We start from the raw sequence: 23,523 nt of genomic DNA, 5'->3' as shown, positions 1-23,523 counted from the left end.
CATGGAATCTAAAAGTGGGGAAGCCAAAGTGCAAAAGGTAAAAAACTGGTCGCCCGTGTGGATATTTCCTATCGTCACTGCACTCATTGGCGCGTGGGTTCTGTTTTATCACTACAGTCATCAGGGGCCACAGGTCACGCTTATTACCACCAATGCCGAAGGTATTGAAGGGGGCAAAACGACGATTAAGAGCCGCAGTGTAGACGTCGGCATCGTTGAGAGCGCAACCCTGACGGATGATCTGACCCATGTGGAGATTAAAGCGCGTCTTAACTCCGGAATGGAAAAGCTGCTGCATAAAGATTCTGTCTTTTGGGTGGTGAAGCCGCAGGTTGGACGTGAAGGTATCAGTGGGCTCGGCACGCTATTGTCCGGGGCTTATATTGAACTGCAGCCTGGCAATAAAGGCAGTAAGCTGGAAAATTACCAACTGCTGGATTCACCGCCACTGGCCCCGCCAGATGCAAAAGGGATCCGTGTGATTCTGGACAGCAAAAAAGCCGGTCAGTTGAGTCCGGGCGATCCGGTGCTTTTTCGCGGCTATCGTGTAGGTTCGGTTGAAACCAGCACATTTGATGCGCAAAAGCGTACGATCAGCTATCAGCTTTTCATTAATGCGCCTAACGATCGTCTGGTGACCAGTAATGTGCGTTTCTGGAAAGACAGCGGGATCGCCGTAGATCTTACCTCAGCAGGTATGCGCGTAGAAATGGGTTCGCTCTCCACGCTGTTTGGCGGTGGTGTAAGTTTTGATGTGCCAGAAGGTTTAGAGCAGGGCGAGCCGGTCGCACAACAGTCAGCGTTTAATCTTTATGACGATCAAAAAAGTATTCAGGATTCACTGTATACCGATCATATCGATTATCTGATGTTCTTTAAAGATTCGATTCGTGGCCTGCAGCCTGGTGCGCCGCTGGAATTCCGTGGCATCCGCTTGGGTACGGTGAGTAAAGTACCTTTCTTCTCACCGAATATGCGCCAGGTGTTCAACAATGATTACCGCATTCCGGTGCTGGTACGCATCGAACCAGAACGTCTGAAGGCGCAGCTGGGCGAAGATACTGATGTTGGTGCTCATCTGGCGGAATTGCTTAAACGCGGATTACGGGCATCGCTCAAAACCGGGAACCTGGTGACCGGCGCGCTGTATGTCGATCTCGACTTCTACCCGAAAGAGCCGCCGATTACTGGTGTGCGTGAATTTAATGGTTATCAAATTATTCCGACCGTGAGCGGTGGTCTGGCGCAGATCCAACAGCGTCTGATGGAAGCGTTGGATAAGATTAATAATCTGCCGCTGAACCCGATGATTGAGCAGGCAACCAATACGCTGTCGGAAAGCCAGCGCACGATGAAGCATCTGCAAACCACGCTGGATAACATGAACAAGATCACGTCCAGCCAGTCGATGCAGGATCTTCCGGCGGATATGCAGAACACGCTGCGTGAACTAAATCGTAGCATGCAGGGCTTCCAGCCTGGTTCCGCGGCCTACAACAAGATGGTGGCAGATATGCAGCGTCTTGATCAGGTGCTACGTGAACTGCAACCGGTACTGAAAACGCTGAACGATAAGAGTAATGCGCTGGTATTTGAAGCGAAGGACAAAAAAGATCCAGAGCCGAAGAGGGCGAAACAATGAAAAAGTGGCTAGTGGTGATGATGGCGGTCTGGCTGACGTCATGCAGCTCCAGCGGAGAGAATAAAAGCTATTACCAGCTCCCTATCGCACAAGGCGGTGTGCAGAGCTCCGCCAATCAGGGAAACCGTCTGCTGTGGGTTGAACAGATTGCGGTACCTGATTATCTGGCCGGTAATGGGGTGGTTTACCAGACCAGCGATGTGCAATATGTTATAGCCAATAATAATCTCTGGGCCAGCCCATTAGATCAGCAATTGCGCAATACGCTGGTTGCTAACCTCAGCATGCAGTTGCCTGGCTGGGTTGTTGCTTCGCAGCCGCTGGGAAGCACCCAGGACACGCTGAACGTCACCGTAACCGGCTTCCACGGTCGTTACGATGGTAAGGTTATCGTGAGTGGTGAATGGTTGCTGAATCATCAGGGACAACTGATCAAACGTCCATTCCACATCGAAGCTGTACAGACTAAAGACGGCTACGATGAGATGGTGAAGGTTCTTGCCAACGCCTGGAGTCAGGAAGCGACAGCTATTGCTCAAGAGCTGAAACGCATCCCATAAGCTTAAATAATTGTAAATTATGCCGCCCCTGGCTCACCGCCCGGGGCGGTTTTTTTATTTTTTTAGCCGTGGAGATAGCTGTTCTGACTGACTATTTTTGTACAAATGATTTAGAGGCTAGCTCACAAATATGACACTGGCGTGAATTTTGCGCATTGACGAGCCTAATGTTTAGGGGTATTCGTTTAGTGTGATTGCACACTTAGTAATCACTGTTTTCTTTTCCACCAGACCAAAAAATGAGGGAAACGAGGCATGAAGAGACAAAAACGAGATCGCCTGGAACGGGCACATCAACGTGGATATCAGGCCGGCATTGCCGGACGCTCAAAAGAAATGTGTCCCTATCAGACGCTGAATCAGAGGTCATACTGGCTGGGAGGCTGGCGAGAAGCCATGGGGGATAGGGTTTTAATGGCCTGATTCTGTCTCTTTAGATAAAAGAAACCTCCGCAGAGCGGAGGTTTCGCCTTTTTGCACACCAGATAAAACGGAGAAACGTTAATGTCTGGCTGCTACGCCGTCCTGGATTAGAACGCGGAAGTGTCCTGGAACAGACCCACTTTCAGATCGTTTGCGGTGTAGATCAGACGACCATCAACCAGCACTTCACCATCAGCCAGGCCCATGATCAGGCGACGGTTAACGATACGTTTGAAGTGAATGCGGTAAGTGACTTTCTTCGCAGTCGGCAGAACCTGGCCGGTGAATTTAACTTCACCTACGCCCAGCGCACGGCCTTTACCTTCGCCGCCCAGCCAGCCGAGATAGAATCCAACCAGCTGCCACATGGCGTCGAGACCCAGGCAGCCCGGCATCACCGGATCGCCGATAAAGTGACAACCGAAGAACCACAGGTCTGGGTTGATATCCAGTTCAGCTTCAACATAACCTTTGTCAAAGTTGCCACCGGTTTCGGTCATCTTGATGACACGGTCCATCATCAGCATGCTTGGTGCTGGCAGTTGTGGCCCTTTTGCGCCAAACAGTTCACCGCGACCAGAGGCAAGAAGGTCTTCTTTCGTATAGGATTCGCGTTTATCTACCATGTTCTCTGTAAGCCTTATTTTATTGAAGCACGCAGGATAGCTAACACGTGTACGCTGAACAAGTCCGATCAGTTCGGAATAATCCAGTTCAGCCAACGTAGCGGCCATGGAAAACGGTGACGACCTTCCTGTTGCGTAGCCGTGGCAATACGCTCCTGAATGGTTTGCATCAGCGTTGTCTGGCCTTCGCCATCCCACACCAGATTTAACAACAGTGGCAGCGCATCAGTTACGTCGTCCACCGCCCAGATAGTGAATTTTTCTTCTTCTATGGCCTGTAGCAGCGCGGGATGCAGGCTGAGGTGTCTGACGTTAGCCGAAGGAATGATAACGCCCTGCGTGCCCGTCAGCTCACGCTGCTGGCAGATGGCGAAGAAACCTTCAATTTTCTCATTCAGACCACCGACAGGTTGCGCCCGACCAAACTGATCGACAGAACCGGTAATGGCGATACTTTGATTAACAGGCACGTCGGCGAGGGCGCTGATCAATGCGCACAGTTCTGCCATAGACGCGCTGTCACCGTCCACTTCGCTGTAAGATTGCTCAAAGGTCAGCGAGGCAGAGAAGGGGATTTGCTGCTCAAGCTGGAGTTCCGACATCAGGAACGCCTGCATAATCATCATACCCTTGGCATGAATATTTCCGCCGAGCTCGGCTTTGCGCTCAATGTCCGTAAACTCGCCGTCGCCAATATGAACGACGCAACTGATACGAGAAGGTTCGCCAAATGCGCGTGGGTGGCCTGGAAACTCAATCACCGACAAGGCGTTGATCTGGCCAATACGCTCGCCTTCTGTCTCGATAAGGATCTGCTCTTGCAGAATTTCATCCTGCATGCGTTCAGCCAGGAATCCCTCACGCCATTCGCGCTGAGCCAGCATCAGGCTGAACTGCTCAGCGTTGCAGGTTTCGCTCTCGCATAACGGGGCCACCTCTTTGAACTGTCTGGTGATCCACAGCGGGTTAAGCGGCAATGTATCCTGTTCACCGGTATAGCGAACGGCTTCACGGATCAAAACCTGCCAGGCATCAGGAGCGGGGTAAGGCAAATTATTGCGCATTGCAGTATGCGTGACCCACTGACACCACTGCGTCATGGTTTCGGCATCCACGATCTGCAGATTATCTTCAAACTCGCTGTAAATGGCCTGTTCAGCCAACTCTGGTTCCATGTCCTGGAAATCCGCCAGCGATTCACGCTCTCCCACCAAAATCACTTTCAGTTTAAGCGGCATAGGCGGAACAGAGACAGGCAGCGGGCGAGACTCATCAAAAGCCACCCAATCAAAACGCTCGTGGCTGACAATGGCTTTCAGACGCATCCACAACAGCGGTTGGGCCAACAGCGTGCGTAACGAGATAACCAGCACACCCCCATTGGCCTGATGTACCAGACCTGGCTGCAGCGTAATTTCGCCATTGAACTGACGTAGACAGCCAAACAGTTGTTCAGCTTCGGCCCAGTCAGCGCTGACCACCTGCGTCAACGTCGCAAAATTGTCTTCCGCTTTTCCAGCTGTACGATAACGAATAGTGTGACCGGAGATGTCGTAATGACCGCCAGTCAGGCTTCCTGCATCCGTGTGCAAGGGACGTGCAGCTTTTGCAATAAGGTTGAGATACTCAAGCTCCTCCGGTGCTTTCACCAACATGAACGAGGATGTTGTCCAGTGCTGAAGAAGCTGCTCTAGCGCGAATTGTAAACGTGGCTGAGTATCACTAAGTAAGGTGTCGGTGTCGTCAGTGACGTGCGGCTGTGCAAATACTTCCTGATAACTGTCGGTATCAGGAACCAGATCACGCCATGCAAGTTTCGTAATGGTCAAAGTTGATGTTTTTTAGTCTGTTGTAAAAAACGAGATTATACCGTAACCCTCACCACTAAACACCTGGAAAGCGGCGCGAAACGGTTGTGATGACGCGCGGCAGTTCACAGGCTGGATATTCTTTTCTTCAGATGCCGAAAAAGCTGATATTCTGATAAGAGTTACACGGTAACATTGAGATCGCAATGAAATATCAACAACTTGAAAATCTTGAAAGCGGATGGAAATGGAAGTACCTGGTGAAGAAGCATCGCGAGGGGGAGTTGATTACCCGCTATGTGGAAGCCAGCGCTGCCAAAGAAGCCGTTGATTTGTTGCTAACCCTCGAAAATGAACCGGTTCGGGTCAACGCCTGGATTGAAGAATACATGAACCCTGCACTGCTCAATCGTATGAAGCAAACGATCCGGGCGAGGCGTAAGCGGCACTTTAATGCAGAACATCAACATACGCGTAAGAAATCTATCGATCTGGAGTTTATGGTCTGGCAGCGTCTGGCAGGTCTTGCGCAGCGGCGCGGAAAAACACTTTCTGAAACTATAGTGCAGCTGATTGAAGACGCAGAGCATAAAGAGAAGTACGCGAACAAAATGTCGACATTGAAGCAGGATTTACAGGCGTTGCTGGGAAAAGACTAGCGGTTGGCTGGTGTAACAAGAGGCTTGTTTTGAGTGGAAACAGATGAAAAAAAACCCCGCATAGCGGGGTTTTTTTATAAGACGATAACTTAAGCCTGAGGCTGAGTTACAACGTCTTTGATGCCTTTAACTTCGATCTCAACACGACGATCCGGAGCCAGGCAGTCGATCAGTGCAGCGCGAGCTTTCACGTTGTCACAGGTGTTGCCAGTAACTGGGTTGGATTCACCCATGCCACGTGCAGAGATTTTGTCAGAAGGAATACCTTTAGAGATCAGGTAATCAACAACGGACTGAGCACGTTTCTCGGACAGACCCTGGTTGTAAGCGTCAGAACCGATGCGGTCAGTGAAGCCCAGAACCACTACGGAACCGTCTTTCGGATCCAGGTTGCTCAGCTGGCTGTACATCTGGTCCAGAGCCTGCTGGCCTTCTGGTTTCAGAGTTGCTTTGTTGAAGTTGAACAGAACGTCAGACTTCAGAGTGAAGTGCTTGGTCTGTACTTCTGGAGCCGGAGCCGGAGCAACAACTACTGGAGCTGCTTCTTCCTGCTGGCCGAAACGGTAAGAAACACCAACGCTCAACAGGCCGTTATCCGGACGACCACCAACGGTGTTCGCGTCACCGATGTTGTTGGTCCACTGGTATTCCAGACGGGTAGCGATTTCAGGAGTAATTGCATACTCTACGCCACCAGCGAATACTGGGGATACACCAGTGTCGTGGTCTTTGAAGCCTTCGTTGTTTTTAGCGTCTGCACGCCAAACCATACCACCCAGACGGGTATAAACGTCCAGATCGTCAGTGATTGGGTAACCCAGTTTAGCGGTCAGCTGAACGCCCTGAGCTTTGAAAGCGCCGTTTTGATGAGTCTGGTCGGTGTAGCCTTTGTACGGCATACGGCCTAACCAGTCGTAACCCATTTCAAAACCAACGTACGGGTTAACCTGATAACCACCGAACGCACCGGCACCCAGTTGGCTTTCGTGGGTCGGACCGGCGTTGTTGATCTGGTTGTTGCCAATATCATGGTACTGAGACCAGCCCATTTTAGCACCAGCGTACCAGGTGTTATCTTTCGGAGCGGCCTGCGCCACGGTAGCGAAACCAGCCAGTGCCACTGCAATTGCGATAGCTGTCTTTTTCATTTTTTGCGCCTCGTTATCATCCAAAATTCGCCATGAATATCTCCGAAGAGAGATAACACGGTTAAATCCTTCACCCGGGGACCAGTTCAATAGTTACTCTACCGATATCTGCGGCTTACGCCGAGCACCCCTGGCGATGTAAAGTCTACAACGTAGTTGAAAACTTACAAGTGTGAAGTCCGTCAGGCATATGAAAAAAAAAAGCTTGTATACATAATATTTAACATTTATTGATGACTAAATGCACTGAGGATTTCCTGAAAACCGCTTGAGACAGGCGTTCGGACGAAAAACGCGTTAAAGCTCAAAGGCAAATTAAAGCATGAAAAAAAATTCCAGGATAAATCCTAATTTTACTCAATGATACAAATTCGAGTGAATTTTTAGCCCGGAATGCTGTCTCCCCGCAAGTGACTGTGCGCAAACAGGACGCATGATAAAACCCATCGCATTTCCTTCATCAGCCGCTTTTACCAGCTCGGCATGTTCATCTTCCGTTAATTCTTCTGCCAGCCAGCCGATAACGACACTGTAATTACCTGTGCGCAGCGCACGGATCATCGATTCCAGCGTATTGCAGGGGGAGAGTTGGCTAATCTGCATTACTTTTGTCAATGGAAGTCCGGCTGACTGCACCCACTCCCGGCTTAATTTTTGCTGAGGCGTCAGCCACAGCTGCCAGCGTGATTGCTGCCCTAACTGTTGCAGCAGAGGAAGCAGCAGTAGTTGCGTCATCATGGGCTGGTCCTCGCGATAGACTACTTCACTGATAAGCCCAGCGGTTGCGTTCTCTGATGAAACGCGCGCAATGCTGCTTGATGCGGAAGAGAACGACGAAGAACGATTTGCATAGCCTGAAGTGTACATAATCAATCCAGCCCTGTGAGTTACTGTATGAATATACAGTAACCCTGCTATCAACAAAGATCAACCTTATTTTCGGAAACAGGTTCGCAATTTTTAGTCATCGTCACGGGAAAAATAAAATTCATCTTGCCCCATACGCATAAGTTGCCTATTTTCGTCATTAACGGATCCGCTATTGAAAATCATTTGCTTACGTTATGATTTAAAAAGGATTTTTATGAAAGAGCTTTCTTATGCACGGATCTATAAATCGCAGGAATATCTGGCTTCTCTGGGGACAATTCACTATCGCTCACTGTTTGGTGGCTACAGTCTGACGGTTGGCGATACGGTCTTTGCCATGGTCGCCAATGGTGAGTTGTATCTTCGCGCCTGTGAACAGAGCGCCCAGTATTGTGTACAAAATTCTCCTGTCTGGCTGACATTTATTAAGCGGGGACGTCCTCTTGTACTTAATTATTACCAGGTGAACGATGCCCTGTGGCAAAACCAGCAGCAACTGGTGTCGTTATCGCGATATTCGTTGGATGCAGCGGTTAAGGAAAAACAGAGTCGCTTTACCCAGCATCGTCTGCGGGAATTGCCAAATATGACGTTTCATCTGGAGACTCTGCTGAATGAAGTTGGCATTAAAGATGAGGGGACTATGCGGTCGTTGGGAGCACAAATGTGCTGGCTGAAACTTCGGCAAAATAACCCGGCTCTGACGGTAAAAGTACTCTATGCCCTTGAAGGCGCGGTAGGGGGGATACATGAAGCCGCGCTCCCGGCGACGCGTCGCCAGGAGCTGGTGGAGTGGGTAAGTTCTCTTACGCCGGAACCGGGGTATTAGAAGGTAGTACGGCAATTTGCTGCTGTAATCGCCGGATTTCCGGGAGCAGAGCGATCAATAACCCAACTTGCTGAACGACCAGAGGCTCTTTACTGTCCGGGCGTGGTTCCAGGTGCTGAATTCGCTGCTTCAGCCCTTCTAACGCCTGGTATACGCGTTGCTCGTCAGCGGGTTGATGGTGAAGGGCATCATCAACATAGCAAACAGCGTCATCCAGCAATGCCAGAACGTCTGGATTGGTCAACTGTTCGCGATGTGCGCCAAGCGCAGAAATATAGCTGGTAAACGTATGGTTGAGACACAGTAAACGGAACGCCGTTTCGCGGGTTTGGGCCGTCACATCCGGCTCGCTCGACATGTTTGACACCACGGAGGCGAGTTCAGCATCACGGTTATGCGCGTCACGGCGAGCGATACGGTAGGCCAGACGATTATCACGACCCTGATGATATTGTTCGAGAATTGCATCAAGGTAGCGGCAGTTAGCGTCAGTCGCCCGCTCAATTACCCGTGGTAGATTACGAAAACGCCAGTCTGGCCAGATGAAACTGACAGCCGCCCAGGCGATAGCACAGCCAATTAGCGTATCGATGACACGCGGCAGCGCAACCTCAAAGCCTTCGCCGAGCAGGTTAAAGCACAGTAATACCAGCAGCGTGATAAACATGGTGGCATGCGCATACTGGACGTTGCGAAAGGCAAAAAACAGTACACCAGTGATCACTAAAAGTATTAGCTGCCCTTCTAAAGAGGGCACAAACCACAGGATCGGTAAACCGATGGCAATCCCAACCAACGTGCCGATAATCCTGAGCGCCAGGCGATGTCGGGTGGCATTGTAGTTTGGTTGACAGACAAACAGGCTGGTCAGCAAGATCCAGTATCCGTGATTCATGCCGGTTACCTGGATAATGGCATAACCAACACAGAGCACTAACGACATGCGGACGGCATGGCGAAACAGTGCGGACTCTGGGGTGAAATTACGGCTCAGGCGTAACCAGATATCGCTGAATCCATGGGGACTGTCATCAGCAAGCTGATTTTCAGACTCATTGCGCGAGAGTACCTGAGCCTGTTCAGACTCAATGGTGGTCAGTTGCGCATCGATAGCCCGCAGGTTCGATAGTAAGAATCCCAGCGTATTGAGCAGATCTGCAGGCTCACCACTGGCACGCATGCGCTCAAGTGCGGCATCTATATGGGTGAAGACGCGTTCAAAGTGCGGATCGTGCTGGTAAGGCGTGCGTAATAAAATACAACGAGACAATTGTGAACAGGCTTGTCCTTGCATCGACATCAACCGCTGGAAGCGGAACATCACATCGCTATGACGGAAATGATCGCGTAGCGTTTGATACTGAATATGTGAGGAGCTTGCGCGTTCATGAATATCCTGCGCCACAAAATAGTAATGTAGCGTGCGACGTGTTCCCCGTTGTCCACGGTCACCGCGCAGGCGAGTCAGCAGCGATACTTTGGTCTGGTTTAGCGTTGCCATCAGTTGCCCATTAGCGAGGGCTAAATCATACAACGGCGCCTGGCTTTCATCTTCTATGTCGGGATCAAAAAGACGCGACTTCAGTTCCAGGTAGTGCGCTAATTGTTCGTAGCTGCGGGCCAGATTGTCCTGTAAGGGGCGGATGGGGAACAGAAGATGTCCGGTGAGCGTCAGCAGGTTATACCAGATAGCGCCAGCGAGCAGCAGGATTGGTTGTTGATACCACTGATCGTAAAGCGAGGTGCCCAGCATCGTGTAAATGGCGATGAGCAACGCGCCAAAAGCGATGGTTGCATAGCGCTGGCCTAATCCCCCCAGCAGAATAAAACCGCTGGTGGAAAGCGTTAACCCAATAGCAAACAGCCAGGGCCATGGGAAGAGCAGTTCAACGGAGGCTGAGGCAATAAAAAAGCACACCAGCGTGATGATTAAATTGCGCAGTCGGCCCGCGAGACGATCGTCGAGATCGGTAAGTGCGGCAGCGACCATACCTAGCGTGAGGGGGATGGTCAGCTTGACGTCACCCAGCCACCAGGGCAGCGCCGTTGTACCGCATAGCGCAATAAAAATCCGTACGTAGTACAACCAGGTGCTGTTCCAGGTATAGCGTTTGAGCAGAGGACTTAACATAAAGGCCATTGGTCCTGATTATTCAAAGCGACGACGTGCATTGGCTTCACGCGCTGCACGGGCAACTTCTACTGAAACTACCCGGCGACCCACCGGCCAGAGCGCAATGGCAGCGATTTTAAAGTTCGCAATGCCAACCGGAATACCAATAATCGTTATGCACTGAGCAATACCAGAGACAATGTGCATCAGACACAACCACCAGCCGAAGAAAATCAGCCAGAAAATATTGAGCACGGTGCCGCCGGTATTCAACAGGACGCTTTTACCGGCCGGATTCAGTTCATCGACATGTATCGCTTCGTTGCCATAGGGAAACAGCGAAAGTCGGGTTATCTCCCAGCATGAACGGGTTAAGGGTAAAGTAAAAATAAGCACGACACTGACCAGCGTTGCCAGTAACCAGGCCAGGGTGGTGGCGAACCCCCCAAGCACAAAATTTAAAATATTCAGAACAGTACGCATAAACCCTCGGTTAACTCTGGTTTTCTGTGAATTCGGCAATTGTAACGTTTTTTTGGGCTGGAGCACGTTTTCTCTGGCGGTTACACTGATAAGCAAACCTCTTCGTGTGGATCCGCTTGAGTCTTATGGAACTGAAAGCTACTTCTCTTGGAAAACGTCTGGCACAACACCCTTACGATCGGGCCGTTATTCTCAATGCCGGGATTAAAGTTTCCGGCGATCGTCACGAGTATCTTATTCCCTTCAATCAGTTATTGGCTATTCATTGCAAACGTGGTCTGGTGTGGGGCGAGCTGGAGTTTGTACTCCCGGATGAGAAGGTGGTCCGTCTTCACGGTACAGAGTGGGCGGAAACCCAGCGCTTCCATCATCATTTGAATGCACTCTGGCAACAGTGGAGCCAGGAAATGAGTGACGTTGCTGCGGGGGTTTTACAGCAGCAGTTGGATGCGATAGCGGCGCGTACTAGTGAAAGTAAATGGCTGACGCGCGAACAAACATCAGGGCTGCAGCAGCAGATTCGCCGTGCCTTTGCTGCTTTACCGCTCCCGGTTAATCGGCTGGAAGAATTTGAAAATTGCCGGGAGGCGTTACGTCAATGCCAGGCGTGGTTGAAGGACATTGAAGCCTGCCGCTTACAGCACAATCAGGCGTACACCGAGGCAATGCTGGAAGAGTATGCTGAGTTTTTCCAGCATATTGAATCTTCGCCGTTGAATCCGGCTCAGGCGCGCGCGGTAGTGAACGGTGAGCAATCCTTATTGGTTCTTGCGGGGGCCGGAAGCGGCAAAACATCCGTATTGGTCGCCCGTGCGGGCTGGCTGCTTGCTCGAGGAGAGGCGGCGGCTGAACAGATCCTGTTGCTGGCGTTTGGACGCAAAGCAGCCCAGGAGATGGATGACCGCATTCGTGAGCGTCTGCATACGGACGAGGTCACTGCGCGGACGTTCCATTCACTGGCGTTGTACATTATTTCGCAAGGTAGCAAAAAAGTTCCAACAGTGAGCAAGCTGGAAAATGATGCCGCCGCTCGCAACAAACTATTTATAACGACCTGGCGTCAGCAGTGCAGTGAGAAAAAGGCTCAGGCTAAAGGCTGGCGACAATGGTTAGAAGAAATGCAGTGGTCTGTACCCGAAGGTAACTTCTGGGATGACGAAAAATTACAGCGCCGTCTGGCCTCCCGGTTGGATCGCTGGGTTAGTTTGATGCGGATGCATGGTGGAGCACAGGCGGAGATGATTGCTAATGCTCCGGAGGAGATCCGCGATCTGTTCAGTAAACGCATAAAGCTAATGGCGCCGCTGCTCAAGGCCTGGAAGAGTGCCCTGAAGGATGAGAATGCCGTCGATTTCTCCGGGTTGATCCATCAGGCTATTGTCATTCTGGAGAAGGGGCGGTTTATCAGTCCGTGGAAACATATTCTGGTCGATGAATTTCAGGATATTTCCCCTCAGCGCGCCGCCCTGTTAGCCGCCTTGCGAAAGCAAAACTCGCAGACCACACTGTTTGCCGTGGGAGATGACTGGCAGGCCATTTACCGGTTCAGCGGAGCACAGCTTTCTCTGACGACCGCATTCCAGCAAAATTTTGGTGAGGGCGATAGCTGTAATCTGGATACGACTTACCGTTTTAATAGCCGGATTGGCGAAGTCGCAAACCAGTTTATCCAGCAAAACCCACATCAGCTCACGAAACCGCTGAACAGTCTGACGATCGGTGATAAAAAAGCTGTCATGTTGCTCGATGAAAGTCAGTTAGATCTGTTGCTGGATAAGTTGTCGGGTTTTGTGAAAGCTGAAGAGAGAATTCTGGTGCTGGCGCGGTACCATCATCTGAAGCCAGCCAGCCTGGACAAAGCGGCCACCCGCTGGCCCAAGCTGCAGTTGGATTTTATGACTATTCATGCTAGCAAAGGGCAGCAGGCGGATTACGTTATTGTTATGGGGCTTCATGACGGGAATGACGGTTTTCCGGCTCCGGCTCGCGAGTCGATTATGGAAGAGGCGTTACTCCCGGCAGTTGAAGATTTTCCTGATGCTGAAGAGCGGCGGTTGCTGTATGTGGCGCTAACGCGTGCACGACATCGGGTATGGCTACTGTTTAGCAAAGACGCGCCATCATGTTTTGTTGATGAGCTTAAGCAATTAGACGTTCCGGTGACCCGGAAACCTTGAAAAGCAGGCGGCAGTTGCCGCCTGCTTAGCGTTTATTTGAGGCGTTCTGCAAGATAACGGGCGTAATCCGGGATCAAGATATCCGTTGCGTCGTTGAAGTTTGGCGACTGGATAATAAAATCAGCCGTTGACACGTTGGTGGCGACCGGAATGTTCCAGACTGTGGCCAGGCGTAGCAGGGCTTTGACATCAGGATCGTGGGGAACGGCGTTGAGCGGATCCCAGAAGAAAATCAGCACATCAATTTTCCCTTCTGAAATTAGCGCACCCACCTGCTGGTCACCCCCCATCGGGCCGCTCAGCATGGCGTTGACGTCCATTCCTGTCGCGCGTTGAATTAGATTTCCTGTTGTTCCTGTAGCATACAGAACGTGTTTTTCCAGTAATGGCTGGTGGCGTTCAACCCAGCTCATCAACATCTTTTTGCAGTGATCGTGTGCGACCAACGCAATATGTTTCTGCGCTGGTAATGTGCGAGTCGTTAATTCCATAGTACAGCTCCCAAGTTAACCTTGTTACAGAGTACTGGAAGCACTTGACGCTGCAAGAGAAAGACAAAAAAAATGCGTATACGAACATAAATGTCACGATGGGGGCTGTTTCTCAGCCCATTGTAAGAAGTTACTTCGCGTTTGTGCGTCAGCCTGTTGAAACCAATATTTTAAGCGTTGCTCAGTCAGCGTTTGCGACTGAGGCGGCACGCGGTCCAGTTCAGATACCCCGGAAAGCAGCGAACTGTCATCGGCCATCATCGTGGCAAATTGCGGTAAAGACGCATGCTTAGCCGCTTTGTTATAGCGCTCTGTTTCTATTTCATAATCTACGATTTTTGCGGTGGATGTGATTGACAGAATATCCAGCTTAACCGGTATAGGCATGGAATCCCCATCCAGCAGTTCTACGCGTGGGGCATCATCAAAATGCGTTGCATCTCGCTCGTTGCTCAGACGTGGCAGGTGAAAATTAACCTGACTGACGAGTTGGGTATCAAAGCTGATGACCAGCGGGGGCGAAATATACAGACGTTCTTCGTGGCTGGACAGGCGAATGGTTTTTTCTACGCGAAACACAAGCTGGTGCCGACCATTTTCCAGCTCAATACTTTCGGCACCACGCAGTAATGAGCTGGAGACTTTTTTTCCGTCCAGCACCAGAAGGTCAATATCATTAGACAGACGTAGAGAGGTAGCAAAAACGGTTACCGGCAAACACAGGGCAATTAAGGCTGTCACAATGCCGGCTTTCATAGGTTTCTCCTGTCCAGAAAAAATCTGTATAAGATGTATCTAAATTTTTCGATAATCATGTTTACTAACATATAGACATATTTTTGAGTTTAGCTCTCATGCGCCAGTATGGGATGAATGGTCGCAAAGTCCGGTTTGTCGTACACTTTGCTAAACAGCCTGGAGGAAAACGATGAAAGAGACCGATATTGCTGGCATTTTGACAACGACCCGCACGATTGCACTGGTGGGAGCAAGCGATAAACCCGATCGCCCAAGCTATCGGGTTATGAAATATTTACTCGATCAGGGCTATCACGTTATTCCTGTTTCACCGAAAGTTGCCGGAAAAACACTGCTGGGGCAGCAGGGCTATGCGACGCTGGCAGATGTACCAGAGAAAGTGGATATGGTAGATGTCTTCCGTAATTCCGAAGCGGCGTGGGGTGTTGCTCAGGAGGCAATTGCCATCGGCGCGAAGACCCTATGGATGCAGCTCGGCGTGATTAACGAGCAGGCAGCCGTACTGGCTCGTGATGCAGGGTTGACGGTGGTAATGGATCGTTGCCCGGCGATTGAGATCCCGCGGCTGGGACTGGCGAAGTAAGGTTGATCTGTAGCCGAACAAAACGCACAGACCCGATTAGCTAATCGGGTCTGTGTTTGCATCAATTGCGCAGGCGCGGGGCCTGAAGCTGTTTTCGAATTGTTCGCGCCAGTTCATCCATCGACGGTTGCTCCGGATGTTCTTCCTGTAGCTCGCTACTCAGTTGTGCTTCGGCCAGATACGTATGTACTGGCAGACCATTATCGTCTTCCATCACCACGTGATACCAGGGAGCGGCGCGAAGTTCGTCGTTAACCGCCAACTCATCGGCTGACGGTTGATCAAGCGAATATTCCGGGTCGATATCCACGACCACTCCGAGGTAACCTAACAGGGAATGGCGGACCTGCTGGCCGATACCGAATTTGCTGGCAATCATAGTCACCTCCCGGGAAATAGATACCCTCTATGTAAGGGTAATATTCCACTTTTCAAGTTACATGATGCGACAGGCAAACCCTTTCAGATACAGCCCTTCCGGGTAGGTAGCGATCACCGGGTGATCGGCGGCCTGACGGAACTGCTCTATAAATTGTACATCACGACCAGCATCTATTGCGGCATCAGCGATGATTTTCTGAAATAAATCGGTGGTCATAAGCCCAGAGCAGGAGAAAGTCAGCAGTACGCCGCCCGGATTGAGCAACTGAATAGCCAGCATATTGATGTCCTTATAGCCGCGGCAGGCGCCCATCAACTGGCTTTTGTTTTCGACAAATTTCGGCGGATCCATCACGATGACGTCGAATTTCTCACCACGATCGCGATAAGCTCGCAGAAGTTTGAACACATCATCACGCACGAACTCAGCTTTGCTCAGATCCAGCTTGTTCAGTTCCACGTTCTGGCGGGCAATATCGAGCGCTTCCTGAGAGGTGTCAACGCTGACGACCTGACGGCATCCACCCATTAATGCTGAAACCGCAAATCCACCGGTATAAGAGAAACAGTTCAGCACACGCTGATTTTCCACATAACGACGCGTGGCCAGGCGGCTATCGCGTTGATCGAGGTAGTAGCCGGTTTTGTGACCATGCTGAATATCAACCAGCAGCTTCATGCCGTGCTCTTCAATTGGCAGCAGTGCTGGCGGAAGCTCGCCCGTTACTGGCCCTTGAGTCAGCTCCATACCTTCTTTTTTACGCACCGCAACATCGCTACGGTCATAAATGGCGCAGTCCGGGAAAACAATTTGCAGAGCGCTAATCAGCGCGGCGCGTTGGTATTCAGCCCCCGCACTGAGCAACTGCAACACCAGGAAGTTGCCGAAGCGGTCAATGGTGACACCCGGCAGACCATCGGATTCGCCGGCGATCAGACGGTAGCTGTCCAGACCGTCTTTTTTCGCCAGCCAGTCACGCCATGTCTGCGCCTGCTGCAGACGACGGGTGAAGAAATCAATATCGATGGACTCAGACTTGTCAAATGTCCAGACGCGTGCACGGATCTGCGACGCGGGTGAGTACGCGCCGCGTGCTAACCATTTACCCTGATGGTCAACAATATCGATGGTTTCACCGAGGTTGGCTTTACCTTCCATACGTGCGACAGCACCGGAAAATACCCACGGATGGCGGCGCAGTAATGATTTTTCGCGCCCTTTGGCTAACACTAAACGTACACTCATAATTTACTATTCTGTCAATTCAAAGAAATGGGCGCCATTGTCCTGAGTTTTACGCATATTTGCAACGCGCGCTGTGATGATAAGGAGAACCGCAATGTCGAAAGTCTGCATAATCGCCTGGGTCTATGGCCGGGTTCAGGGAGTAGGATTTCGCTACACCACCCAGCATGAAGCACAACGGCTGGGATTGACCGGATACGCGAAGAATATGGATGACGGCAGCGTAGAGGTTGTCGCCTGCGGTGAAGGTGACCGGGTGGAACAACTGATGAAGTGGTTGAAAGCCGGGGGGCCGCGAAGCGCCAGGGTAGACAGAGTTCTCAGCGAACCCCATCGTCCTGGCGACGAGCTAAAGGGATTTAGTATCCGTTATTAAATACATTTCACCGGTTTCGGCAGGCCGGCAATTTTAGTCGCCTGCTTGGCGGGTCCTTTCGGGAACAGGCGGTAGAGATAACGGCTGTTGCCTTTTTCTTCGCCAAACTTGTTGGCCATCGCTTTTACCAGCATGCGAATAGCGGGGGAGGTATTAAATTCCAGATAAAAATCGCGGACAAAACGCACCACTTCCCAGTGTTCTGCGGAGAGCGTAATGCCTTCGTTTTCGGCGATTTTCTCCGCCAGCGGCTCGCTCCACAGCGTGGTATCTTTCAGATAGCCTTCGCTATCGGTACTGATTTCTTTACCTTCAAAGATCAACATAATTCGTCACTACGTTAGTCAAACTGGCGGCAGTTTACCAAAAAAGAAAGCCCCGCATAAGCGGGGCTGGATAGTGCGAGTTGACAACTTAGTCGCGGCTGGCGAAGCCCAGAATGCTCAGCAGGCTGACGAAGATGTTGTACAGCGAAACATACAGGCTGACCGTTGCACGGATGTAGTTGGTTTCACCGCCACGGATGATATTGCTGGTTTCAAACAGGATAGCGCCTGAAGAAATCAGAATAAACACCGCACTGATGGCCAGATGCAGAGCTGGCAGTTGCAGGAAGATATTCGCAACCATACCAATCAGCACCACCACGATACCTGCCATCAGCATACCGCCGAGGAAGGACATGTCTTTACGGGTGGTCAGCACATAGGCAGAACAGCTGAAGAAGACCAGAGCAGTGCCGCCCAGCGCCATACCGATAACATCACCCATGCCTGCAGACAGGTAGGTGTTCAGAATCGGTCCCAGAATGTAGCCCAGGAAGCCGGTGAATGCGAAAGCAGACAGAATTCCGACCGGCTTATCCGCAGTTTTATATGTCAGGAACATCAGACCATACATACCCACCAGCGTCAGGATTAGACCCGGGGATGGCAGCATCAGCACGGTGCTTGCCGTTGCGGTGATGGCAGAAAACGCCAGCGTCAGGCTGAGCAGAAAATAGGTATTGCGCAGCACTTTATGCGTGCTGAGTAGCGATGTACGGTCGCGCGAAGAACTAATAATACGATCCATGAGTCACTCTCTTATGACAGATGTAATTAATGATGGAGGATAATGAAATCAAGGGGAATGACACAGCGGTTTTACCCATCTTTACGCATTTTAACCCGCCAGACTTAAGCATATTATTTCAGCAAAAGTGCCTAAATTAGATGTTACCACTTATTGTTTGAAAATGTCAGATCGACATCTTATAGGTCACTGAAAAATATTGCGTTATTCCTGAATCTCTCTGACAGTGAAAGCGGTGTCTACATAAAACAGAACAATAAGGTGCAGGGAATGACTCAACACAAATCGAAGGTATTTACGTTTACGCTGTTGGCCGCCTGTATGATATCAATAAACGGCGCGGCATGGGCAGCTCATGTTCCCGCAGGAACAGCATTGGCTGAAAAGCAGGAACTGGTGAGAAATAACGGCAGTGAGCCGGCATCGCTGGATCCGCATAAAGTCGAAAGCAACGTTGAGTTTAATTTAATCAGCGATATGTTCGACGGTCTGGTTGCTGTCAAGCAGGATGGGTCTATCGAGCCCCGCCTTGCGGCATCCTGGGAGAATAAAGACAATACTATCTGGACCTTTCATTTACGTCCGGGCATTACCTGGTCTGATGGCTCTGCGATTACCGCACAGGATGTTGTCTGGAGTTGGCAGCGTCTGGTCTCGCCGCAAACGGCTTCACCTTATGCTTCGTATCTGGGCAATATGCATGTTGCGAACGCGGTTGATATTGCCCAAGGGAATAAAGATCCCGCTACACTAGGGGTCAAAGCCCTGGATGATACCACGCTGGAAATTACCCTGACGCAACCGACGGCGGCGTTTCTGGCGATGCTGGCGCATCCATCGCTGGTGCCGCTGGATAAAGTTCTGATTGGGCGTTTTGGCGACAAGTGGACCCGACCAGAACATTTTGTCAGCAGTGGGCCGTACAAACTATCGCAATGGGTGGTCAATGAGCGCATTGTTGCCGAGCGTAACCCACATTACTGGGACGATCGGCATACGGTTATTAATAAAGTTACTTATTTGCCCATCAGCTCAGAGTCGGCTGACGTAAACCGCTATAAGGCCGGTGAAATCGACATTGTTTATAGCGTACCGGTCAATCAGTTCGCCCAACTGAAAAAAACGATGGGCGATGAACTGCATGTCTCTCCCCAGCTTTCAACGTATTACTATCAGTTCAATACAACCCGCGCGCCGTTTAATGATCCGCGCGTGCGCCGGGCACTGAATATGGCGCTGGATAAAGACATCATTGCGCAAAAGGTGATGGGGCAGGGGCAGCGAGCAGCGTGGGTTATCAGCCAGCCGGAAATAGGTGGGGTGAAACTGCATGCTCCGGAGTATGCGTCATGGCCGCTCGAAAAACGTATTGCTGAAGCCAAAAAACTGCTTGCTGAAGCCGGTTTTGGTCCTGAGCATCCGCTTAGCTTGAATTTGCTCTACAACACCTTCGAAACGCACCAGCGTATTGCGATTGCCGCATCGTCGATGTGGAAGAAAAACCTTGGCGTCGAGGCGAAGCTGCAAAACCAGGAATGGAAAACCATGCTGGACACTATGCACACCGGTAATTTTGACGTCGTGCGCTATGCGTGGATAGCCGACTATGATGATGCTTCAAGTTTCCTCAATATTTTCCGTACCGGTGATAGCGAGAATACTACCAAGTACAGCAATCCCGCCTTTGATGAAGCGATGCGTAATGCGGCGAAAGCAAATTCACTGGAAGAACGAGGCAAATACTATCAGCAGGCTGAAGATCTTTTAGGTGATGATGTCCCTGCGATTCCGGTTTACCACTATGTCCGCACGCATCTGGTGAAGCCGTGGGTGGGGGGATTTGCGCCGGATAACCGGGGCAATTACTACACCAAAGATATGTACATCAAAAAACATTAAGCGTTGTAGCCGGTATTTGTGCTGATTAAATGGTCAGTCTGTTGTTATTTCAATCGATTAACAACATTTTGGCTGTTTTTCAGGCAAACGAACACATTGGTGCTTTACAGGTCCGTTCGGGATGTTTATAGTGCGCCTCATTGGAAGCGTGGCCGAGCGGTTGAAGGCACCGGTCTTGAAAACCGGCGACCCGAAAGGGTTCTAGAGTTCGAATCTCTACGCTTCCGCCAAACATAAACCCCAAGCTATCAAATAGCTTGGGGTTTTTTCGTTTTGCTCGGTTTATATTTTGTCTTCCTTTACTCGTCTTAGTCGCGCAAGGGTAACAGTGCTGCTGACCGGTTGAATGCTGGTGAAATGAGTAATCACCCCGCCCCGCAAAAACTACATGAGCGAACGTCTCTTCATTCGTCGTAATATCCATAGCAGCCCCAGCATAATAGCCAGATAGCCCATAACGTAATTCCCTTGCTGTTTTCGTTCAGAGAGCGCCGGATCGGCTGCCCATGCCAGAAAGGCGGTAACATCTCTGGCGTATTGCTCCTCAGTTTCAGCTTTCTGCGACGCCGGACTCCATTGGATCTCTCCGCTATTCAGCGGTTTCGGCATGTTAATCACGCCGCCCGGAAAATAGCGGTTAGCCTTCAGTTCGGGATCGTCAGGCAGATAGCCGGTGAGTAGCGCGTAGACGTAATCAGCTCCCTGGTCCGTGTAGGGCAGAAAAGCATCTAACAGGAATTGCGGAAATCCACGATCGTATGAGCGGGCGCGGACGATATAGCTCAGGTCAACAGGTTCTGCGCCATTATTAAGGTATCGAGCTTCCCGCTCGTTTAAATATGGCGATATAAAGCTGTCATTTAGCGTCCCGTCCCGCTCACCCATCTGGCCGTCATCCTGAATCTCAGGAAACTGATAGCCGTTAGCGATACTTCTTGCTTCTTCTTCCGTGAGTTCCGGGCCGCCGGGTCTGGTCAAGGTTCGAAAGGTAAGGTGCTTCATGCCGTGACAAGCGCGACACTTCTCTTCATAAACCTGCAGACCACGCCGAAGCTGCTCTTTATCATACTGGCCATTGATGCCGCTGAAACTCCATTCCTGTCGTTCAGGCGTGGCTTCTTGCGCATAGGTGGAGCCCAGTCCCAACAGAGAAAAACACAGAACACTGAATTTCAATAGTCGTTTCATTATCAGTCCTGTTTTTCCAGAAAACGACGGCAAGGTAATACGATTAAAAACCAGGCAAACCAAATCAGCGTCGAAAGCTGGGACGCGGCACGTATCCAACCTTCTTCGTTACGAAAACCGTCAAGAAGGTCGGGGCCAACCAGCGCTTTCGATCCTAACCAGCCTAAAAAGCAGGCATTGATGACCCACAGCCAGAATCCGCATTTGACCAGTTTGCTGTAATGGCGAAAACGAGCCCGGGAGGTATCAAGCCAGGGAAGAAAATAGAAAATCAGTATCGAACCGCACATCGCGGCTAGTCCCACGAATTCATTCGGGAAGCAGCGCAAGATGGAGAAGAAGGGAAGGAAATACCATTCTGGCGCAACAATCGCTGGTGTAATCGTTGGGTCTGCGGGAATAAAGTTATCGGCGCTGCTCAGATAGTGCGGAGCAAAGAATAAAAACCAGGCGAAGAGCATCATAAAAAGGGTGATTTTGATGGCATCGAGATCGGTAATTTTGTAATCGAACAACAGGCTCCTGGACTCTTTCTCGCTGAACCTCTTTTTCATCGCCTGGGCAAACGCTGACTGTACGGTACGTATATGAAAAACCGTTGCCACGACAATCATAAAAGGAAGAATAAAGTGGATAACAAAAAAGCGGCCAAGCATCGGTGTTCCCGGCGTATGGCTACCGACTAAATATGCGTATAACGTATCACCCACTAGCGGAATGGCCTGGGCAAAGCGAGTAATGACCGTTGCCGCCCAGTAGCTTTTTTGCCCCCAGATAAGACTATAACCAAGAAATGCGGTTATCATCAGGAGGATATACAGCGTGACGCTAATCAACCACATTGTTGTCCAGGGCTTGCGGTACACGTTGTAGTACATACCGCGAAAAATATGCAGATAACAGGCAAAGAAAAAGAGCGATGCGCCAATAGCATGCATATTGCGTATCAGTTCTCCGTGGCGAACCGCACGCATAATATGAATAATGGAGTCAAATGCCAGCCCGGCTGTCGGCACGTAAAACATCGCCAGTACGATACCTGTCAGGATCTGCACGCCGAGCATAACCAGCAGGATTGCGCCGATAGCGAACAGCCAGAGTCCGGCAATCGAACGAGGAAAAGGAATTCGCCAGCGAAGCGAATAGACGCGCTCACTCATCATGTCAGGCTTCCTTAGTGCCGATACGCACGATCTGACCATCAGAATGAAAAGCGTAATCCGGGATTGCCAGGTTGGCCGTTGCGGGGCCGCGCGTCACGCGCCCGGAGGTATCAAATTCCGAGCCGTGGCACGGACAAATCCAGCCCAGCCCTCCCGGCTGGGCGTTGGGGACACATCCGGCATGTGGACAGTACCCTTGAACCACCAGCCATTGGGGATGAACCGCAGAGACCCTCTCGCTGTCAGACTGTGGGTCAATAAGCGTATGCAAGTCGGTATTTCTGGCGGCGACAATCTCTTCCTGCGTGCGGTGGTGAATAAGAATCAGCTTTCCCTGCCATATGCGCCTGATGGTTTGTCCAGCAGCAACACCCGCAAGAGAAACATCAATCGGTTCATTTTCCCCTAGCGTTTTCTCATCCGGGCTTAAGGCCGAAACCAGCGGCCACACGGCAGCCGCGACGCCCGCCGCGCCGACGAATTTCGTCAGTTTACACAGGCATTCCCGACGCTGTTCCTGGATTTCGCCATCTGCAAGTTTTTTATCTGCCACCTTGTATTTCTCCCAGAGTAATGCGGATTATTGTTTGTCGATACGCGCGTAAATTTCCTGAAAGCGCTTATCAGCAATACCCGGCGCTTTGAATGCCCGATAGCTATCCGGTAACGTGGTATCGCCAACCTTAATCATCATCACCATGCCCTGAGCGTAATGCGGTGAGCATTTGATGCCGTAAAATCCAGGGTTGTCATAAGTCACCTCGATCTCTTCATCTATTTTTCCCATGAAACCGGGATAGTCAGCTGGAGACAATTCAGCAATTGAAGCCGCGTTGTGGCTCTTATGCTTACGGATAAACTTCACCGTATCACCGGGTTGGATCTCCAGATAATCCGGCTCGTAGACCATCGGCCCCGCAGACCCACGATTCTTCATCAACACTTCGTGAGTTTGCGCGAAGGCTGAAGAGGCGAGGGCGAGTAAACACAAAACTTTCAGACTCTGTTTGAGGTATTTCATCGAT

The 23,523-nt window shown here is 50.7% G+C and carries 25 protein-coding genes and 1 tRNA gene; 10 read left to right on the top strand and 16 right to left on the bottom strand.

What is annotated here, in order from left to right; all coding sequences use genetic code 11:
• Position 1: 1 nt before the first annotated feature.
• The 3 genes from pqiB (at position 2) to rmf (ending at position 2,625) form a co-directional block, all read left to right on the top strand.
• Complete coding sequence (gene pqiB, locus OGX67_RS19460) at positions 2 to 1,642, top strand: intermembrane transport protein PqiB (protein WP_003836843.1); 1,641 nt, start codon at positions 2 to 4, stop codon at positions 1,640 to 1,642.
• Complete coding sequence (gene pqiC, locus OGX67_RS19455) at positions 1,639 to 2,202, top strand: membrane integrity-associated transporter subunit PqiC (protein ID WP_003035868.1); 564 nt, start codon at positions 1,639 to 1,641, stop codon at positions 2,200 to 2,202. Before pqiB ends, pqiC begins: the two co-directional genes overlap by 4 nt.
• Positions 2,203 to 2,457: 255 nt before the next feature.
• Complete coding sequence (rmf, locus tag OGX67_RS19450; protein WP_003035871.1) at positions 2,458 to 2,625, top strand: ribosome modulation factor; 168 nt, start codon at positions 2,458 to 2,460, stop codon at positions 2,623 to 2,625.
• A gap of 107 nt (positions 2,626 to 2,732) precedes the next feature.
• On the opposite strand, the gene fabA is transcribed toward rmf, so the two are convergent.
• Positions 2,733 to 3,251: a bifunctional 3-hydroxydecanoyl-ACP dehydratase/trans-2-decenoyl-ACP isomerase gene (gene fabA, locus OGX67_RS19445; protein WP_003035875.1), complete on the bottom strand. Its 519-nt coding sequence runs from the start codon at positions 3,249 to 3,251 to the stop codon at positions 2,733 to 2,735.
• A gap of 68 nt (positions 3,252 to 3,319) precedes the next feature.
• A complete protein-coding gene (locus OGX67_RS19440; protein ID WP_257651872.1) occupies positions 3,320 to 5,080 on the bottom strand; it encodes an AAA family ATPase in 1,761 nt (586 codons plus the stop codon).
• Positions 5,081 to 5,265: 185 nt separating this feature from the next.
• Here OGX67_RS19440 and matP point away from each other — a divergent pair, with 185 nt between their 5' ends.
• Positions 5,266 to 5,718, top strand: a complete 453-nt coding sequence (matP, locus tag OGX67_RS19435) for a macrodomain Ter protein MatP (RefSeq protein WP_003035881.1) — start codon at positions 5,266 to 5,268, stop codon at positions 5,716 to 5,718.
• 89 nt (positions 5,719 to 5,807) lie between these two features.
• Here the strand turns inward: matP and ompA are convergent, their stop codons facing one another.
• Together ompA and sulA are read right to left on the bottom strand one after the other, a co-directional pair.
• Positions 5,808 to 6,866: a porin OmpA gene (gene ompA, locus OGX67_RS19430; RefSeq protein ID WP_003836839.1), complete on the bottom strand. Its 1,059-nt coding sequence runs from the start codon at positions 6,864 to 6,866 to the stop codon at positions 5,808 to 5,810.
• Positions 6,867 to 7,223: 357 nt separating this feature from the next.
• Positions 7,224 to 7,733, bottom strand: a complete 510-nt coding sequence (sulA, locus tag OGX67_RS19425; RefSeq protein ID WP_032936288.1) for an SOS-induced cell division inhibitor SulA — start codon at positions 7,731 to 7,733, stop codon at positions 7,224 to 7,226.
• 217 nt (positions 7,734 to 7,950) lie between these two features.
• Between sulA and OGX67_RS19420 the strand changes: the two genes are divergently transcribed.
• Positions 7,951 to 8,565 carry a TfoX/Sxy family DNA transformation protein gene (locus OGX67_RS19420; protein WP_003035889.1) on the top strand — a complete coding sequence of 205 codons (615 nt, stop codon included), beginning with the start codon at positions 7,951 to 7,953 and terminating at the stop codon, positions 8,563 to 8,565.
• Here the strand turns inward: OGX67_RS19420 and yccS are convergent.
• Both yccS and OGX67_RS19410 read right to left on the bottom strand, forming a co-directional pair.
• On the bottom strand, positions 8,543 to 10,696 hold the full coding sequence (gene yccS / locus OGX67_RS19415; protein ID WP_286527018.1) for a YccS family putative transporter: 2,154 nt from the start codon (positions 10,694 to 10,696) through the stop codon (positions 8,543 to 8,545). The two genes, OGX67_RS19420 and yccS, sit on opposite strands and share 23 nt — an antisense overlap.
• 18 nt (positions 10,697 to 10,714) lie before the next feature.
• A complete protein-coding gene (locus OGX67_RS19410; RefSeq protein WP_086503917.1) occupies positions 10,715 to 11,161 on the bottom strand; it encodes a YccF domain-containing protein in 447 nt (148 codons plus the stop codon).
• A 125-nt stretch (positions 11,162 to 11,286) separates the two neighbouring features.
• Between OGX67_RS19410 and helD the strand changes: the two genes are divergently transcribed.
• Positions 11,287 to 13,338: a DNA helicase IV gene (gene helD, locus OGX67_RS19405; RefSeq protein WP_286527016.1), complete on the top strand. Its 2,052-nt coding sequence runs from the start codon at positions 11,287 to 11,289 to the stop codon at positions 13,336 to 13,338.
• Between the two features lie 32 nt (positions 13,339 to 13,370).
• Here the strand turns inward: helD and mgsA are convergent, their stop codons facing one another.
• Entirely contained in the window at positions 13,371 to 13,829 is a 459-nt protein-coding gene (mgsA, locus tag OGX67_RS19400; RefSeq protein WP_003035897.1) for a methylglyoxal synthase, read from the bottom strand.
• Between the two features lie 93 nt (positions 13,830 to 13,922).
• Positions 13,923 to 14,585, bottom strand: coding sequence for a curli synthesis inhibitor (gene csgI / locus OGX67_RS19395; RefSeq protein ID WP_003035900.1), 663 nt, complete (start codon positions 14,583 to 14,585; stop codon positions 13,923 to 13,925).
• 172 nt (positions 14,586 to 14,757) lie between these two features.
• Here csgI and OGX67_RS19390 point away from each other — a divergent pair, with 172 nt between their 5' ends.
• Positions 14,758 to 15,171, top strand: a complete 414-nt coding sequence (locus tag OGX67_RS19390; RefSeq protein WP_003035903.1) for a CoA-binding protein — start codon at positions 14,758 to 14,760, stop codon at positions 15,169 to 15,171.
• 61 nt (positions 15,172 to 15,232) lie between these two features.
• Here OGX67_RS19390 and hspQ read toward each other — a convergent pair whose 3' ends face one another.
• Both hspQ and rlmI read right to left on the bottom strand, forming a co-directional pair.
• Positions 15,233 to 15,550: a heat shock protein HspQ gene (hspQ, locus tag OGX67_RS19385; protein WP_003035905.1), complete on the bottom strand. Its 318-nt coding sequence runs from the start codon at positions 15,548 to 15,550 to the stop codon at positions 15,233 to 15,235.
• 57 nt (positions 15,551 to 15,607) lie between these two features.
• Entirely contained in the window at positions 15,608 to 16,798 is a 1,191-nt protein-coding gene (gene rlmI, locus OGX67_RS19380) for a 23S rRNA (cytosine(1962)-C(5))-methyltransferase RlmI (RefSeq protein ID WP_032936284.1), read from the bottom strand.
• Positions 16,799 to 16,892: 94 nt separating this feature from the next.
• Here rlmI and yccX point away from each other — a divergent pair, with 94 nt between their 5' ends.
• A complete protein-coding gene (gene yccX / locus OGX67_RS19375) occupies positions 16,893 to 17,174 on the top strand; it encodes an acylphosphatase (protein ID WP_003836833.1) in 282 nt (93 codons plus the stop codon).
• Here the strand turns inward: yccX and tusE are convergent.
• Together tusE and yccA are read right to left on the bottom strand one after the other, a co-directional pair.
• Positions 17,171 to 17,500, bottom strand: a complete 330-nt coding sequence (tusE, locus tag OGX67_RS19370) for a sulfurtransferase TusE (protein WP_003035914.1) — start codon at positions 17,498 to 17,500, stop codon at positions 17,171 to 17,173. The two genes, yccX and tusE, sit on opposite strands and share 4 nt — an antisense overlap.
• Positions 17,501 to 17,588: 88 nt before the next feature.
• Positions 17,589 to 18,248: an FtsH protease modulator YccA gene (gene yccA, locus OGX67_RS19365; protein WP_003035917.1), complete on the bottom strand. Its 660-nt coding sequence runs from the start codon at positions 18,246 to 18,248 to the stop codon at positions 17,589 to 17,591.
• A 270-nt stretch (positions 18,249 to 18,518) separates the two neighbouring features.
• Between yccA and OGX67_RS19360 the strand changes: the two genes are divergently transcribed.
• Both OGX67_RS19360 and OGX67_RS19355 read left to right on the top strand, forming a co-directional pair.
• Positions 18,519 to 20,147 carry an ABC transporter substrate-binding protein gene (locus OGX67_RS19360; protein WP_032936281.1) on the top strand — a complete coding sequence of 543 codons (1,629 nt, stop codon included), beginning with the start codon at positions 18,519 to 18,521 and terminating at the stop codon, positions 20,145 to 20,147.
• 142 nt (positions 20,148 to 20,289) lie between these two features.
• A tRNA-Ser gene (locus tag OGX67_RS19355) sits at positions 20,290 to 20,377 on the top strand.
• A 154-nt stretch (positions 20,378 to 20,531) separates the two neighbouring features.
• Here OGX67_RS19355 and OGX67_RS19350 read toward each other — a convergent pair.
• The 4 genes from OGX67_RS19350 to OGX67_RS19335 are packed head-to-tail and all read right to left on the bottom strand — an operon-like array spanning position 20,532 to position 23,519.
• Entirely contained in the window at positions 20,532 to 21,335 is an 804-nt protein-coding gene (locus OGX67_RS19350) for a cytochrome c1 (RefSeq protein ID WP_044700752.1), read from the bottom strand.
• 2 nt (positions 21,336 to 21,337) lie between these two features.
• Positions 21,338 to 22,498: a cytochrome b gene (locus tag OGX67_RS19345; RefSeq protein ID WP_061548787.1), complete on the bottom strand. Its 1,161-nt coding sequence runs from the start codon at positions 22,496 to 22,498 to the stop codon at positions 21,338 to 21,340.
• Between the two features lies 1 nt (position 22,499).
• Positions 22,500 to 23,051 carry a ubiquinol-cytochrome c reductase iron-sulfur subunit gene (gene petA, locus OGX67_RS19340; protein WP_050593499.1) on the bottom strand — a complete coding sequence of 184 codons (552 nt, stop codon included), beginning with the start codon at positions 23,049 to 23,051 and terminating at the stop codon, positions 22,500 to 22,502.
• 27 nt (positions 23,052 to 23,078) lie between these two features.
• Complete coding sequence (locus tag OGX67_RS19335) at positions 23,079 to 23,519, bottom strand: pseudoazurin (RefSeq protein ID WP_003035925.1); 441 nt, start codon at positions 23,517 to 23,519, stop codon at positions 23,079 to 23,081.
• Between the last annotated feature and the right edge of the window lie 4 nt (positions 23,520 to 23,523).

The sequence above is a fragment of the Citrobacter sp. Cf118 genome (assembly GCF_030334095.1).
GTDB lineage: Bacteria > Pseudomonadota > Gammaproteobacteria > Enterobacterales > Enterobacteriaceae > Citrobacter > Citrobacter freundii.
Note: the sequence above shows the minus strand (reverse complement) of the source record. Positions and strands in the feature narration are given on the sequence as shown.